General features: G+C 62.4%; 10 protein-coding genes. 5 read left to right on the forward strand and 5 right to left on the reverse strand.

What is annotated here, in order from left to right:
- Positions 1 to 417: 417 nt before the first annotated feature.
- The 3 genes from G6N74_RS27520 to G6N74_RS27530 all read right to left on the reverse strand — a co-directional run bounded on the left by G6N74_RS27520 (position 418) and on the right by G6N74_RS27530 (position 6,114).
- On the reverse strand, positions 418 to 2,124 hold the full coding sequence (locus G6N74_RS27520) for a trimethylamine N-oxide permease (protein ID WP_165121194.1): 1,707 nt from the start codon (positions 2,122 to 2,124) through the stop codon (positions 418 to 420).
- Between the two features lie 267 nt (positions 2,125 to 2,391).
- On the reverse strand, positions 2,392 to 3,594 hold the full coding sequence (locus G6N74_RS27525) for an HPP family protein (RefSeq protein ID WP_165121195.1): 1,203 nt from the start codon (positions 3,592 to 3,594) through the stop codon (positions 2,392 to 2,394).
- 150 nt (positions 3,595 to 3,744) lie between these two features.
- Complete coding sequence (locus G6N74_RS27530; RefSeq protein ID WP_165121196.1) at positions 3,745 to 6,114, reverse strand: trimethylamine N-oxide demethylase; 2,370 nt, start codon at positions 6,112 to 6,114, stop codon at positions 3,745 to 3,747.
- 251 nt (positions 6,115 to 6,365) lie between these two features.
- Here G6N74_RS27530 and G6N74_RS27535 point away from each other — a divergent pair, with 251 nt between their 5' ends.
- Positions 6,366 to 7,709 (forward strand): trimethylamine monooxygenase, encoded by a 1,344-nt coding sequence (locus tag G6N74_RS27535; protein ID WP_165121197.1) that lies wholly within the window; start codon positions 6,366 to 6,368, stop codon positions 7,707 to 7,709.
- Positions 7,710 to 7,781: 72 nt separating this feature from the next.
- Here G6N74_RS27535 and G6N74_RS27540 read toward each other — a convergent pair whose 3' ends face one another.
- Positions 7,782 to 8,156, reverse strand: coding sequence for a COG4315 family predicted lipoprotein (locus G6N74_RS27540; protein WP_165121198.1), 375 nt, complete (start codon positions 8,154 to 8,156; stop codon positions 7,782 to 7,784).
- A 158-nt stretch (positions 8,157 to 8,314) separates the two neighbouring features.
- A complete protein-coding gene (locus G6N74_RS27545; protein ID WP_165121199.1) occupies positions 8,315 to 8,833 on the reverse strand; it encodes a hypothetical protein in 519 nt (172 codons plus the stop codon).
- Positions 8,834 to 9,472: 639 nt separating this feature from the next.
- On the opposite strand from G6N74_RS27545, the gene G6N74_RS27550 reads away from it, so the two are divergent.
- Genes G6N74_RS27550 through G6N74_RS27565 form a run of 4 tightly spaced genes read left to right on the forward strand, consistent with a single transcriptional unit; the run spans position 9,473 to position 13,988 of the window.
- Positions 9,473 to 10,606, forward strand: a complete 1,134-nt coding sequence (locus G6N74_RS27550) for a C45 family autoproteolytic acyltransferase/hydrolase (protein WP_165121200.1) — start codon at positions 9,473 to 9,475, stop codon at positions 10,604 to 10,606.
- Between the two features lie 13 nt (positions 10,607 to 10,619).
- Complete coding sequence (locus G6N74_RS27555) at positions 10,620 to 11,564, forward strand: ABC transporter permease (protein WP_165121201.1); 945 nt, start codon at positions 10,620 to 10,622, stop codon at positions 11,562 to 11,564.
- Positions 11,565 to 11,568: 4 nt separating this feature from the next.
- Positions 11,569 to 12,381, forward strand: a complete 813-nt coding sequence (locus G6N74_RS27560; protein ID WP_165121202.1) for an ABC transporter permease — start codon at positions 11,569 to 11,571, stop codon at positions 12,379 to 12,381.
- Positions 12,378 to 13,988, forward strand: coding sequence for a dipeptide ABC transporter ATP-binding protein (locus G6N74_RS27565; protein ID WP_165121203.1), 1,611 nt, complete (start codon positions 12,378 to 12,380; stop codon positions 13,986 to 13,988). Before G6N74_RS27560 ends, G6N74_RS27565 begins: the two co-directional genes overlap by 4 nt.
- Positions 13,989 to 14,033 lie beyond the last annotated feature (45 nt).

A 14,033-nucleotide genomic window follows, 5' to 3' on the forward strand; every position in this document is an offset into this window, starting at 1 on the left:
GGGCAGAAGATGCTCCGTCGGGATCCCGATCTTGCCGCCGATCTCCTGGATCACCTTCTTGCTTGCACCACGCGCTATCTCGATGTCGCTCTTTACGTCGGCCATGAAATCGTGTCCTCCATACTGAATTCTTGTGTGGTCGCAGTGGGCTGAACGAGGCGGGAAATTGCGGGAAAACCCATCTCTGGCCGGGCGCAGACAACCGGCACGAAAACGGCTCTTCAAGGCCCGGAAATCCTGATTTCCACCCTTTCTTTCAGGATTGACAATAAGCCATTTCGAGGGCTTCTCGTCAACCTGTATGAAAGAAAATTTCACAGTAAGAATTATTTTTGACGGCGAAAATTTGGCTTCCCGTGATGGAAAAAGCCGGCCCGTAGGCCGGCTTTCGATGGCCGAGACTTGCTTGCTCGATCTTCAGATCACGAAGTACCAGTTCGCAATCAGCACCACGGCCAGGCCGGCAACCAGCGTCAGATAGGGCAGGATGCCGGCCTTCCTCGTCTTCAGGTCGCTTTGCTTCATGCCGAGATCATCGAGCATGTGATCCGGGAATTTGCCGCCGTCCTGGATGTAGTGGCGGAAGCAGAAGACCGGGATGATGAGTGCCGCGGTGAACAGTCCGGCCCACAGCGCCGATGGGTTCCACACCTTGGCGCCGGCGCCCATGAAGATTGCGTTCACATAGGCGAAGACGCCGCCGACCACGATCAACCAGGTTGGTGCCCGCCATGGCCGGGCGATATGCCCATTGTCCATGCGGTGAATCCATCCCGCATTCAGGTTGAGGAAGTTGAAGATGATATAACCGCAATTCGACACGGCGAGGATGAAGAAGAAGCTCGTCGCATCGGTCGAGGCGATGGCCAGCACGATGAGATTGACGACGAGGTCGGTCCACATCGCCCGCGTCGGCGCGCCGTGCGCGTTGACATGGCTGAGATATTTCGGCAGCCAGCCATCCACTGAACCCTGATAGAGGGTGCGCGATGAGCCTGCCATGGCGGTCATGATCGACAGTAGCAGCGCCAGGATCATCAGCATGATGAGCAGGCTTTTCACCAGTCCACCGCCGCCGACCATGCCGGCGAGCGCGTCGGCCACGCCGGAGCCGTCGACGATCGGGGTTGCCAGCATGCCGTTGAGACCCAGAACACCCTGGAAGGTGAAGGGCACGATCATGAACAGCAGCATGCAGAGCAGGCCGGAGTAGAAAATGGCCTTGAAGGTGTCGGTCGCCGGGTTCTTGAATTCCCGCGTGTAGCAGACGGCAGTCTCGAAGCCGTAAGTCGACCACGCGGCGATGAACATGCCGCCGAGGATCAGCGTCCAGCCCGATATGTTCCACGCTCCCGCTTCCGGCGCGTAGGCGGCGGCGAGCGGGACGATGGGCGAATAGTTGTCCCAGTTGATCTGGCCGGTGAGGATCGGGACGATGCCGACGATGAGCAGCGGCACGATGACGAGCAGGCCGACAACGCGCTGTACATTGGCGGTGCCGAGGATGCCGCGATGCTGGATGGCGAAGGTGATCAGCATCAGCACCGCGCCGATCCAGAAGGTGGCGTTGAGCGAGAAGCCGACCGGGCCGAGCGAATGACTGTAGAGCGTCCAGGTGCGGATGCCGGGGGTTGCAGCAGTGGTGACCGCTGCAATGGCATCGGCAGCGCTGGTGCCGGCGTTGGCCGCGATATAATTCAGCACCTCCGGCGAGGTTTTGGTAAAGCCTGGGATCGGCGCAAGCGCGTTGAGCATATAGGCTGCTGCAATCGAGCAGCCGAGCGACAGGACCGGCGACCAGGCAAACCAGTTGCACCAGACTGAAAGCGGGGCGACGAATTTGGAATAGCGCAGCCAGGCGGTCGCGCCATAGACCGAGGCGCCACCCGACTTGTTCGGGAACAGGCCGGCGATTTCGGCGTAGGTGAAAGACTGGAGAAACCCCATCAGCATGGAGAAAATCCAGATCAGAAAGGCGACGTTTCCGGCTGTGCCGGCGATGCCGCCGATCGAGAAGAGAACAAGTGGCGGGACGCCGCTGGCCACCCAGAAGGCGCCACGCCAGTCGATCGTCCTGTGCAATTCGCCATCGCTCGCAGGCGCATAGCTAACCGTCGAACTCATTGTCGAAGTTCCCCATTGTTGATGTTGTGTTCCCGGTAGGATTTCTTTTTGGACTGATCGGCGTGCGCCTCCACGGGCCTGATCAGCTTTTCCGCTTAGTTTTCTTTTTTTCCTAACAGTGAAGATTGACACAGCCGTAGGTGGCGTCAAGTATTTTGTTTGACCGCGCCGATCACATTCGCAGACGCGCGGATTTCAGCCGCGATCAGACGGCAAAGGGCCGGCACGTCACGCCGGTAAAGCTCTACGAGGGACGGCGACTGCCGGCTATTGCGCGGCGGCGAGGGCCGGTGCCGCGGCCTCGGGGCGATCGGAAAGAGCACCATGATAAAGCGCTGCAATCAGGTCCGACTGCGTGATGATGCCGACGAGCTTCCTGTCGGCATCGATGACGGGAAGGTGGTGCAGGCCGGCATCGGCCATGACCGGCACAAGCTCGGCAACCGGCGTCTCGGGCGCCACGAAACGCACCGGTGCACTCATGATGTCGCTGACGGTTTTGTTTAAACTGCGCCGGGGTTTGACGGCATGGCGCAGGCGCTTGCCGAGGCCGAGATGCAGTTCTCCGCGTGGACCCCAATCGGCGCTTTGCATGAAGTCGGTCTGCGTCACGATGCCGACGACATTGCGGGCAGCGTCGATCACTGGCAGGGCCTTGATACGATGGTCGCAAAGCTCTTTCCAGGTGTCGCGAAGCGAGGTCTGGGGCGACACCGTCGCCACGTCGCGGGACATGATGTCGGCGCAGCGGATGACGCCGAAGCGGCGGTGATAGGCCTGCATCTCGGTCTCGTGCAGCAGCGCGTCGAGGTCGTCGGTGCTGACATTGACGACCTCGTCATAGCGCTTCAGGGCAGCTTCGAGATCGGCGGACGTGAAGCCGACGCGGGCTGTCGGGACGGGATCAGCCGTCTTGTGCGGATTGGCCGCCGGCGCAGGTGTGAGATGCGGATAGCGGCGGCCGGTCAGATTGTTGAAGGCCAGCGCCGCAGCCAGCAGCAGCAATGTATTCACGCCGACGGGCCACAGCGCGAAGCCATAGCCTGCGGCATGCACTGCCGGGCCGCCGAGCACGGCGGTGAGTGCGACCGCGCCGCTTGGCGGATGCAGGCAGCGCAGCAACAGCATGGTGCCGATCGAGGCGGTGATCGCGATCGTCGAGGCAATGAGGGGATCGTCAAGCCATCGCGCGCAGGTGATGCCGATGAGGGCGGCGACAAGGTTGCCGCCGATGATCGACCAGGGCTGCGCCAGCGGGCTGGACGGGGTGGCAAAGAGCAGCACGGCCGAGGCGCCCATAGGGGCGATCAGCAGCGGCGAAGCACCGGAGGAGCTGAAGGCGATCTTGGTGGCGATGCCGGTGAAGAAAATTCCGATCAGCGCGCCCACGCAGATGCGCAGCCGCTCCGCATTGCTGACGGGGGGCAGGGCGGGAAGCAACCGTTTCAGGACTGACAGGAACTCGGGCATTATGCGGCGATAGCTCTCGAAGCAGCGGCACTTACGCCGTGAAACGCCCTGCGCGCAAGGAATGATTTTGCGCGGACGGTCGCGTTTCGGGAATGAACGGTTTTGCAGCGCGGGGCGGGCTCATTCGAACCCGCCTGGACTGCGGTTTTCCTACGACCTTGGTTTTGTCTTTTGCGGATCGTAGTGGGCGAAGGGTACGACTTTGGCCGGCAGGCGCTTCTGGTGGCCGTCGAGCTTGCCGATCTCGACTTGTGTGCCGATATCGGCGTGGGCGATGTCGAGCCGGGCGAGTGCGATGTTCTTGCCGAGGACGGGCGAGCGCATGCTGGAGGTGACCTCGCCGATCTGGGCGCGTCCGACATGGACGCAGTCGCCATGGCCGACCGGCACATTGGCGTCGATGTCGAGGCCGACGAGCTTTCGCGCCGGATGCTCCTTGCGCCGGATCAGCGCGTCGCGGCCGATAAAATCGTCGGTCTTGCTCTTCAAGGGAACTGTGAAGCCGATGCCGGCCTCGAACGGGTCGGTCTGGTCGGAGAAGTCGTAGCCGGCAAAGATCAGCCCGGCCTCGATGCGCACCATGTCGAGCGCCAACAGCCCCATCGGCTTGAGGCCGTGCGGCTGGCCGGCCTGCCAGACCGCGTCGAAGACCTTTTCGGCATCGCGTGGATGGCACCAGATCTCGTAGCCGAGTTCGCCGGTGTAGCCGGTGCGCGAGACGACGATCGGCACGCCCTGCGCGTCGCCGATGCGGGCGACAGCGAAGCGGAACCATTCAAGCTCGGCGATCGAGGGTTGGGTGAGCGCGGTCCAGACGATTTCCTTCAGGATGTCGCGGCTTTTCGGGCCTTGCAGGGCGATGTTGTGCATCTGGTCGGTGGAGGAGCGCACGAGCACTTTCAGGCCGAGTTTTTGTGCCGTCTCGCGCAGCCAGGTGCCGCTGTAGTCGTCGCCGCCGATCCAGCGGAAATTGTCCTTGCCGAGACGCAGCAGCGTGCCGTCGTCGATCATGCCGCCATGCTCGTAGCACATGGCGGTGTAGACGACCTGGCCGACGGCGAGCTTCCTGATGTCGCGCGTCAGCGTGTATTGTAAAAGCGCCTCGGAATCCGGGCCGGTGACCTCGAACTTGCGCAGCGGCGACAGGTCCATGACGACGGCCTTCTCGCGGCAGGCCCAGTATTCCTCCAGCGGTCCTTCCTTGGCAAAGGAATTGGCGAGCCAGTAGCCGCGATATTCGACGAAGTCGCGCGTGTGCTTGGCAAAGCTCGAATGGAAGGCGGTTTCACGGGTCATTTTTGGCTCGGCATCCGGGGTCGGTCGTGTGGCGATGGCGCGTGAGAATTTCTGCGCGCCCGAATAGGTGCGCACATGAATGTCGGTGAGGTTCCAGCCGTTGGACGGCGTCGTGTCGTCGGGACAGGCGGACGAGACGCAGATGATGTCGGTCAACGCCCGCAACAGCACATAGTCGCCGGGCCGCGACCATGGTTCGTCTGAATAGATCACGCCATGCGCGTCGATGCCGGTGTTGAAGAAGAAGTTGATTGCCATCCAGCCGCCGCGGGGTGCAACACCCTTGTCGGCAAGCGCGCCGTTGAAGTTCTCGGTGCAGTTGAGGTGACCGGGATAACCGATGTCGTCGTAATATTTGGCGTAGCAGGCGAGCGCGAAGGCGTCGTGGCGGCCGCAGGTGTCCTGCACCACCTCGACCAGCGGCTCCATGTCCTGGTCGTAGTATTTCGAGTGCAGGCCGGGCATGGGATAGCTGGTGCCCATCAGCGAGCGGGTGACCGTCACGTCGAGTGGGTGGTCCTTGCCCTTGTCGAGCTTGCGGGCCGAAAAGCACTGGAAATCGGTACACTGGCGTCCGTCGACATCGATGATCTGGATGAAGTCGCCGGCCTTGACGAAATAGCTCTGCGCCGTCTTCGATTTGACGCGCAGGTCGAGAACCGGGTCGGCCAGCGGCTCGGGCAGGTCGGACTTGCCCGCCGGCCGGATGCGGGCGCGCTGGACCACGACCAGCAGCGGCGTTGCCGTATCATGGCTGTCGACTGCCATCGGCCCGCCGGGTGCGGCAATGATCAGGCTGCCGTCGCGGGCGATGGTAAAACTCTCCTCGGAGCCGGCAAGGCTGGCGCTGCCGAACAGGCGCACCGCCTGTGGCTCGGCGAGATCGATCTTGCGCCGCTCGAGGCTGCTACGGAATGCGCGCAGGCTCTCATTGTCGTCGAGCAGCAGCGCCTTCAGCCCTGCCGCATTGCTGTTGGCGCTGGTGCCCAGAATGCCGGCATCGGTCTTGCCCGAACCGTCCGCAGCCACCAGTTCACAGGCCTGTCCACCCTCGACATCGCGAATGGTGACGGTATCGCCAGCCTCGATGCTGATGAAGACAGCACCTGCACCCGCCACCTGATAGCGCTCCATCCCCGCAGGCAGCGCAAGCAGCCCAGGCGTCAGGATCGCGCTCGGTCGCGGAGGGCCGGAGACGACAGTGGGATAGGGGGTTGATGGCATGACGGCCTCCCGACCGAATGTTTCCTGCCTGTAAAATTATTTCAATCAAAAGAATACGCAGACAGATGCTTGAAGGCAAGGCCCGTTTGTCTCAACCTAGCACAGAGGAGAGGCTTAAGGACAATTGCCGGCGGCTGTTTGCAGGAGCATCCGCCTGCCGAACGGAACGTGTTGACAGCAACGCAGAACCCAATAATCTACTGTCAGTGAAATTTCTTTCGCACAAGAAAAAGAGTCCTGGAGGGGATTGCATGAGCAAGAGGGTAGCAGTCATCGGCGCCGGACCTTCCGGCCTTGCACAACTTCGGGCGTTCCAGTCGGCGGCGGCAAAGGGTGCGGAAATCCCCGAAGTCGTCTGCTTCGAAAAGCAATCGGATTGGGGCGGCCTGTGGAACTATACCTGGCGCACCGGCGTGGACGAGCATGGCGACGCCGTTCATGGCAGCATGTACCGCTACCTCTGGTCGAACGGGCCGAAGGAGTGCCTGGAATTCGCGGACTATACATTCGAAGAGCATTTCGGCCGGCCGATCGCCTCCTATCCGCCGCGCGCCGTGCTCTGGGATTACATCAAGGGCCGTGTCGAGAAGGCCGACGTGCGCAAATGGGTGCGCTTCAACAGCCCGGTTCGCATGGTGACCTATTCGGATGCGACACAGAAGTTCACCGTCACCGTGCATGACCGCACCAACGACATCGTCTATGCGGAAGAATTCGATTACGTCGTCGTCGCGTCCGGTCATTTCTCGTCGCCGAACGTTCCTTATTTCGAGGGCATCGCCAAGTTCGCGGGCCGTGTCATGCATTCGCATGACTTCCGCGATGCGCTCGAATTCAAGGACAAGGACATCCTCATCATCGGCCGCAGCTACTCGGCCGAGGACATCGGTTCGCAGTGCTACAAATATGGTGCGAAATCGATCACGACCAGTTACCGCTCGAAGCCGATGGGTTTCAACTGGCCGGACAACTGGAAGGAAGTGCCGCTGCTGATGCGGGTCGAGGGCAAGACCTGCTACTTCAAGGACGGCACGTCACGCGACGTCGACGCCATCATCATGTGCACCGGCTATCTGCACCATTTCCCGTTCTTGACCGACGACCTGCGCCTGAAGACCGCGAACCGGCTGTGGCCGCTCGATCTCTACAAGGGCGTGGTCTGGGAGCATAATCCGAAGCTGTTCTATATCGGCATGCAGGACCAGTTCTACACCTTCAACATGTTCGACGCGCAGGCGTGGTATGCCCGCGATGTCATTCTCGGGCGTATCAAGCTGCCGTCCAAGGAAGCAATGGCGGCCGACGGCCAGAAATGGCGCGAGCGCGAGGAAAAGCTGGAAGACGCCGAGCAGATGATCTGGTTCCAGGGCGACTACACCAAGGAACTGATCGACGCGACCGACTATCCCGATTTCGATATCGAGGCCGTCAACAAGACTTTCATGGAGTGGGAGCACCACAAGATGGAAGACATCATGGGCTTCCGCAACCACGGCTATAAATCGCTGATGACCGGCACCATGGCACCCAAGCATCACACGCCATGGCTGGACGCGCTGGACGATTCGCTCGAAGCCTATCTCCACAACAAATGAGCTAGATCGCCGGCGACGCAGGTCGCCGGCTCGATTTTCACGCGGGTAAAGCTCCCTGTCTAAAGCCGAGCGTCAGTCCGCCTTGACCAGATGCCAGGCGCCGCCCATGCCGTCGCCCTTCATGTCGCCGGCAGCCTTGTCCTGGGCGAAATAATAGAGCGGTTTGCCGTCATAGGCCCACATCATCGAACCGTCCTCGCGCTTGACAACGGACCATTCGCCTTCCGCCTTGGCATCGGCTTCGGCCTTGAAGGGCGGCCATTTCATCGCGCATTCGGCGTTGCAGTTCGATTTGCCGGCCGCATCCTTGTCGAATGTGTAGAGCGTCATGCCCTTCATATCCGTATAGACTTTCATGCCGCCATGATCGGTTGTCATGGCCGGTTCGGCAGCCATCGCCGACGCGGTGCCAATGAACAGCGCGGCAAGTCCGATGATCGTTTTCATGTTTCTCTCCCTGAATGGCGTGGTCGAAAGCCAAACTGGCTTCCTGTCTCGCTAACGCCTTTCGCACCCGGTTTCGTCCCGGGCAGAAGGAGAGATAGAGGAGAGGTCGCGGCCAGGAAGACGCAACGCGGCCTCATCCGGGCTCGTACACGTGAAGTTTACTCGGCGGGCGCCACGTCCTCGGTGGGAAAGCCGCACCATTCGCCCAGCTGGCGATAGGCTTCGTCGAAGCCGCCGATGGGCAGGGAAGCGACAGGCGAGTCCTGCAGCTCGAAGGTAACCGCATCGGCATCGTTCATCGCCGCAAACAGGGCCTGGCTTGTGTCGCTGTCGTTTTCCATGACCCATTGATGGCCGGTGTCGGTGACTTCGCCGAGAACGGTCACCTCCACTTTGGTGCCATCGACATCGAACACGGCCGGAATTCCTTCGCCCTCGGGAAAATCGCCTTTCTCGGCACTCACCGTGACGGCGGGATAGGCTTCCGGCGGCAGCACGTCGCCGTTCGAAATGCCGACCTTGAGCATCCAGGTGGTGTCGTCGGGATCCTTGGCCGATGCGGTTGCAGTGCAGGTCTTGCGCTGGTCCTGACCGGTGTTGACGTCCGCAACGCTGGCCGTCCAGTCGCCGACGACTTCGCTTATCGTATCGGCTCGGGCCGAATGAGCGGCCAGCATCGCTGCGCCTGCAATTGTCCACGTGAGAACGCGTCTTCCAGCGCTGTTGTTTGTCGTCATGCCAATCCAAGTCCCCAGAGTTGCCCGCGATCCGTCAGGATCAGGCCTTTTATGCCGGACAAAGTTCCATGCTGCAAAGGGAGTTTAGGCTGATTGGGCAATCGGAAAGCCTTGCGCGCTTGCGCTGCAAGGCGGCGATCAATGCCTGTCTGGAAGATTTGGTGGCGGGAACCCGCTACAGTTTTCCCATCACTCTGAAATAATCCCTTCTGCTACCTAGCGCGGAGCACAGCGACATAGGAAGCGGCGCCAACCTGCCAGACGGCATTGGCTGCCCGATCGAACGTCCAGATTGGACCCTCCAGCCACCGGTCAGATACCCGACCAGAGTGGCTGCAACTGAAAACCTCTCTACCAACCTTCTCGACCACCTATTCTCGCGAATTTCGCGATGTTTCCCCCCATGAAAGCGGCTCTTTGTCCCGAAAAAGCTCCCACTCGTCGGTTAATTTTGTCATTTTTTGCGCATAAAATATCGGAAAATGCGTGTGAATTGACCGCAAACTCATAATTAACAAATGCTCTTGCCTTTTATTCCGAGGTACGCATATTGTTTATGTACATAAAAATGAGGTTTGCATGTCAGTGTCGCAGTTCCCCTTCATCGAGATCCATGGTTCGCCGCGAGAGCGTGGCCGCATGCATGGGCAACAGGCTGCGGAACGCATCAAGCGCGGCATCGGCCACTACCTGTCGCAGTTCGCAGCTTACGGCCTCGACCGCGCCGCGATCGGCCGGCATGTCGAAGGGTATCTGCCGCGGATACAGGCCTTTGATGCAGGCATGGTCGAAGAGATGCGGGGGATCGCGGAGGGCGCCGCGGTCGACTTCGAGGCGATCGTTCTCCTCAACGCGCGGACCGAGCTGCTCTACGAGGCGCGCGAAGTCCGTGACGCGGCGCGCACCAGTGAAAGCGCTGCGCCCGACGGCTGCACCGGCGTGGTGATCCTGCCGGAGGCAACCCGCGACGGCCGCCTCATTCATGCCCTGAATTGGGACTGGAAAGCCGAATGCGCCGAGACCTCGATCGTCATGCTCGTCCGCCGTGATGACGGTCCGGACGTGCTGACCTTCGCCGAGGCGGGGGCGCTGTCGCGCGCCGGGCTCAACGCGGCTGGCATCGCCATCACCGCCAATTACATTGAGTCCGACCGCGACTTCGAGTCACCGGGCATTCCGCTCGCCTTGGTGCGCCGCAAGGCGCTGGAGGCCGAGACCTATGCCCAAGCGATCGGCGTCATCGTAGCGACGGACAAGCTGACCTCGAACAATCTCATCCTCAGCCATCGCGACGGTGTCGCCATCGACTTCGAATGCGCCCCGCGCGAAGCCTTTGCGATCTATCCCGACAATGGGCTGCTGGTGCATGCCAACCACTGGACCAACGCGTCGGCGCTGGCGAAGTATCGCGATGTCGGCATTCGCAACACGCCCGACAGCCTCTACCGCGACCACCGCGTGCGCAGCCTGCTCGAGCCGAGCATCGGCAAGATCACGCCGGAGGACGTCGTTTCGGCGCTGCGCGACGATTTCGGCGCGCCCTATGCCGTCTGCCGTGCGCCGCTGCCGAACAGCCGCGGCAATCTGACCGCGACGGTCGCCACTCTGATGATCGACAGCACCGCCGGAACGATCGAGATAACACCGCTGCCGGCGCTGAACCGGGCGTCGACGACCTATAGTCTCACACCACAGTCCGCCGCGGCTGCCTGAGATCGGAGTATCGATGTTTCGCTATTTTCTGCGCCGAACCTCGATGACAGCTGTGACGCTGTCGCTGGTTGGCATCGCCGTGTTCCTGATCATGCGCATGATACCCGGAGATCCGGCGTCGTTGATGCTGGGCGAGTCGGCGACCGACGCGCAGCTCGAGATCCTGCGCAGCCGCTGGGGGCTGGATCAGCCCTTGCCGATCCAGTTCGGCTACTGGCTCGCCAGTGTCCTGTCGGGCGATTTCGGCATATCCACCCGCACAGGGCAGGTCGTCCTGCCACTCATTCTGGACCGTTTCGCAGTCACTGCGTCGATTGTCGTTCTGGCGGTCTTTATCGCCGTGGCGATCGCGGTGCCGGCCGGCATGATCGCGGCTTGGCGGCAGAACAGCCTGATCGACATCGTCGCCGTCTCGGTTGCAACGCTGCTGCTATCCATTCCGAGCTTCTGGCTCGGGCTTATCATGCTGCTGATCTTCGGCCTCAAGCTGGGCTGGGTCCCGGTTCTCGGCTTCGTCGGCTTCGACGAGAATCTGCTGCGCGCTGCTTCCTTCATCATCCTGCCGGTCATCACGCTGGCTCTGATCGAAACTGGCGTGCTCATCCGCATGGCGCGCGCCAGCACCATCGAAGTGCTACGGTTGGAATATGTCACCCACGCCCGCGCCAAGGGCGTTCCCGAATGGCGGGTGCTGTTGCGCCATGTCTTCCCCAACGCCTTCGCGCCAACGCTCACCCTGATCGGACTGATGCTTGGGAACCTGCTCGGCGGCATTGCCGTGCTCGAGACGGTGTTCACCTTGCCGGGTATCGGCCGCCTGCTGGTGGAATCGATTTTCGCCCGGGACTATCCCGTCGTGCAGGGCTGCCTGCTGCTGACGGCGACGGTATTCGTTCTCATCAATCTTGTTGTCGACCTGCTCTACCCGGTCTTCGATCCGCGCATAACGGTGGAGTAGCACGATGATGAACAAGGCAAATCTCATTGCCGGCGGCGCGCTGACGGGCCTGCTGCTGACTGCAGCCATCATTGGCGCCTTCTGGACGCCGTACGATCCGCTGCGTCTCGACATGCTCAACCGACTGGGTCCACCGTCGCCTGTGCACTGGCTGGGCACCGACGAATTTGGCCGCGATGTGCTGAGCCGGCTCATGACGGGCGCAACGGCGAGCCTGAGCATCGCGGCTGTGACGGTGGCGCTGGCCATAACCGCCGGCACCATCATCGGCATGCTTGCCGGCAGCGCCCGCGGCTGGACCGCGCGCGGCATCTCCGCTGTCAGCGATGCGCTGCTTGCCTTCCCCGGCATCCTGCTCGCCCTGACGTTGATCGTCATTGTCGGCGCGGGCCGCAATGGCATCGTGATCGCACTCGCCATCGCCTACCTGCCCGGCGTGATGCGCGTTGTCCGCAGCACGGTCCTTTCGGCGCGCGAGAAGGAATATGTCGAGGCGTCGCGCGTCATCGGCAACTCGGAACTTTACACGATGCTCGCGCACATCCTGCCCAACTGCCTGGCGCCGATCACCGTCCTCGGGACCTCGATGTTCGGCTGGGCGATCCTGTCTGAAAGCGCGCTCTCCTTCCTCGGGCTCGGCGTGCCGCCGCCCGCTCCGACCTGGGGCAACATGCTGGCCTCCAGCCAGCCGTTCTTCGAACAGGCGCTCTGGCTCAGCCTCGCGCCCGGCATCTGCATTTCGATTGCACTGCTCGGCACCAATCTGCTCGGCGATGCGCTGCGTGACCGCCTCGACCCGCGGATGGCGGCAATATGAGCGCGCCGGTTCTTGAAATCAGCGGCCTGCGCGTCGCCACCAGCCACGCCGAAGTGCTGCATGGCATCGACCTCTCCGTCGCTGCGGGCCAGCTCTCCGCCCTTGTCGGCGAATCGGGCAGCGGCAAGACCATGGCGGCGCGCGCCGTTATGCGCCTGCTGCCAGGTGGACTGCGGATCACCGGCGGCTCGATCCGCCTGAACGGTGAAGACATCACCCTCGCCAGTGAGCGCCGCATGCGCGCCTTGCGCGGCCCGGGCGCGGGCATGGTGTTCCAGGAACCGATGGTCTCGCTCAATCCGGCGATCACCATCGGATCCCAGATGGCAGAAGGTCTGGCGCAGCACAGGCGCCTGTCGCGGGCGGAGATCAAGGCGCTCTCCCTTGCCATGCTGGAACGGGTCCACATCGCCGATCCCGAAGCCTGCCTGCGCGCCTTTCCGCATCAGTTCTCCGGCGGCATGCGCCAGCGCATCCTGCTGGCCTCGGTCATGCTGCTGAAGCCGCGCCTGCTGGTCGCCGACGAACCGACGACGGCGCTCGATACGCTGGCCCAGCGCGAAGTGCTGGACCTGATGGTGGAACTGGCGCGCGAGAATGGCACGGCGGTGCTGCTCATCACGCACAATCTTGGCCTTGTCTCCCGCTACACGCAGGAGATGACGGTGCTCAAGGCCGGCGATGTGGTCGAACGTGGTTCGACCGCACGCATCATCGAGAAGGCCGGGCATCCCTATACGCAGGAACTGGTGGCTGCGGCCCGCCGCAGCGGCGGCGCGCCTTCGGCTCCTGCGGGGAAATCGCCGCGCGAGCTGGTGCGGGCCGAGGCCGTCGCGGTGACATTTCCCGGACGCAGCACCCACGCCGTCAACGGCGTCGATTTGTCGATCGGGGAAGGTGAGACAGTGGCGCTGGTTGGCGGTAGCGGCTCGGGCAAGACGACGATGGGCCGGGCCATCCTCGGTCTTCTACCGCTGGCATCGGGGAAGGTGACCTTTCGCGGTCGTGCGATCACGTTAGGCGGCGCGGCCGACCGCGACGCCCGCCTAGCCTGCCAGATGGTGTTCCAGGATCCTTATTCGTCGCTCGATCCGCGCCAGCGCATCGGCGCGATCGTGCGCGAGCCGTTGCGCCATGTCGGCGATATGACCAGCGTGGAGAAAGATGCGCGGTTGGCCGAGACCATGGCCGATGTCGGACTCTCCGGCATGGAACGCCGCTTCCCGCACGAACTGTCGGGCGGCCAGCGCCAGCGCATCGCGATCGCCAGGGCGATCGTGCGGCGCCCGGCCTTCGTGGTCGCGGACGAGCCGGTCTCGGCGCTCGACATGACGATTCAAGCGCAGGTGCTGGCGCTGCTGTTGTCGCTCCAGGCGCGCTACGGCTTCGCGTGCCTGTTCATCAGTCATGACCTCTCCGCGGTGCGCCGCATCGCCCAGCGCATCGTGGTGATGGAAAATGGCAGCGTCGTCGAGGAGGGCCTGACAGCCGCGGTCCTCGACCGCCCAAGCCATCCCTATACCCGCCGGCTTGTGGAAGCTGCGCCGGTCATCAACCCGGCTTCGGTTTCAATCAAAGCACTGGAGGTGGACGGGCAGTTGGCCTGAGAACCAGCAATCTATCGGCTGAAATGACGGGCGTTCATCGCGACC

The organism is Mesorhizobium zhangyense (genome assembly GCF_011045115.1).
GTDB classification, from domain to species: domain Bacteria; phylum Pseudomonadota; class Alphaproteobacteria; order Rhizobiales; family Rhizobiaceae; genus Mesorhizobium_M; species Mesorhizobium_M zhangyense.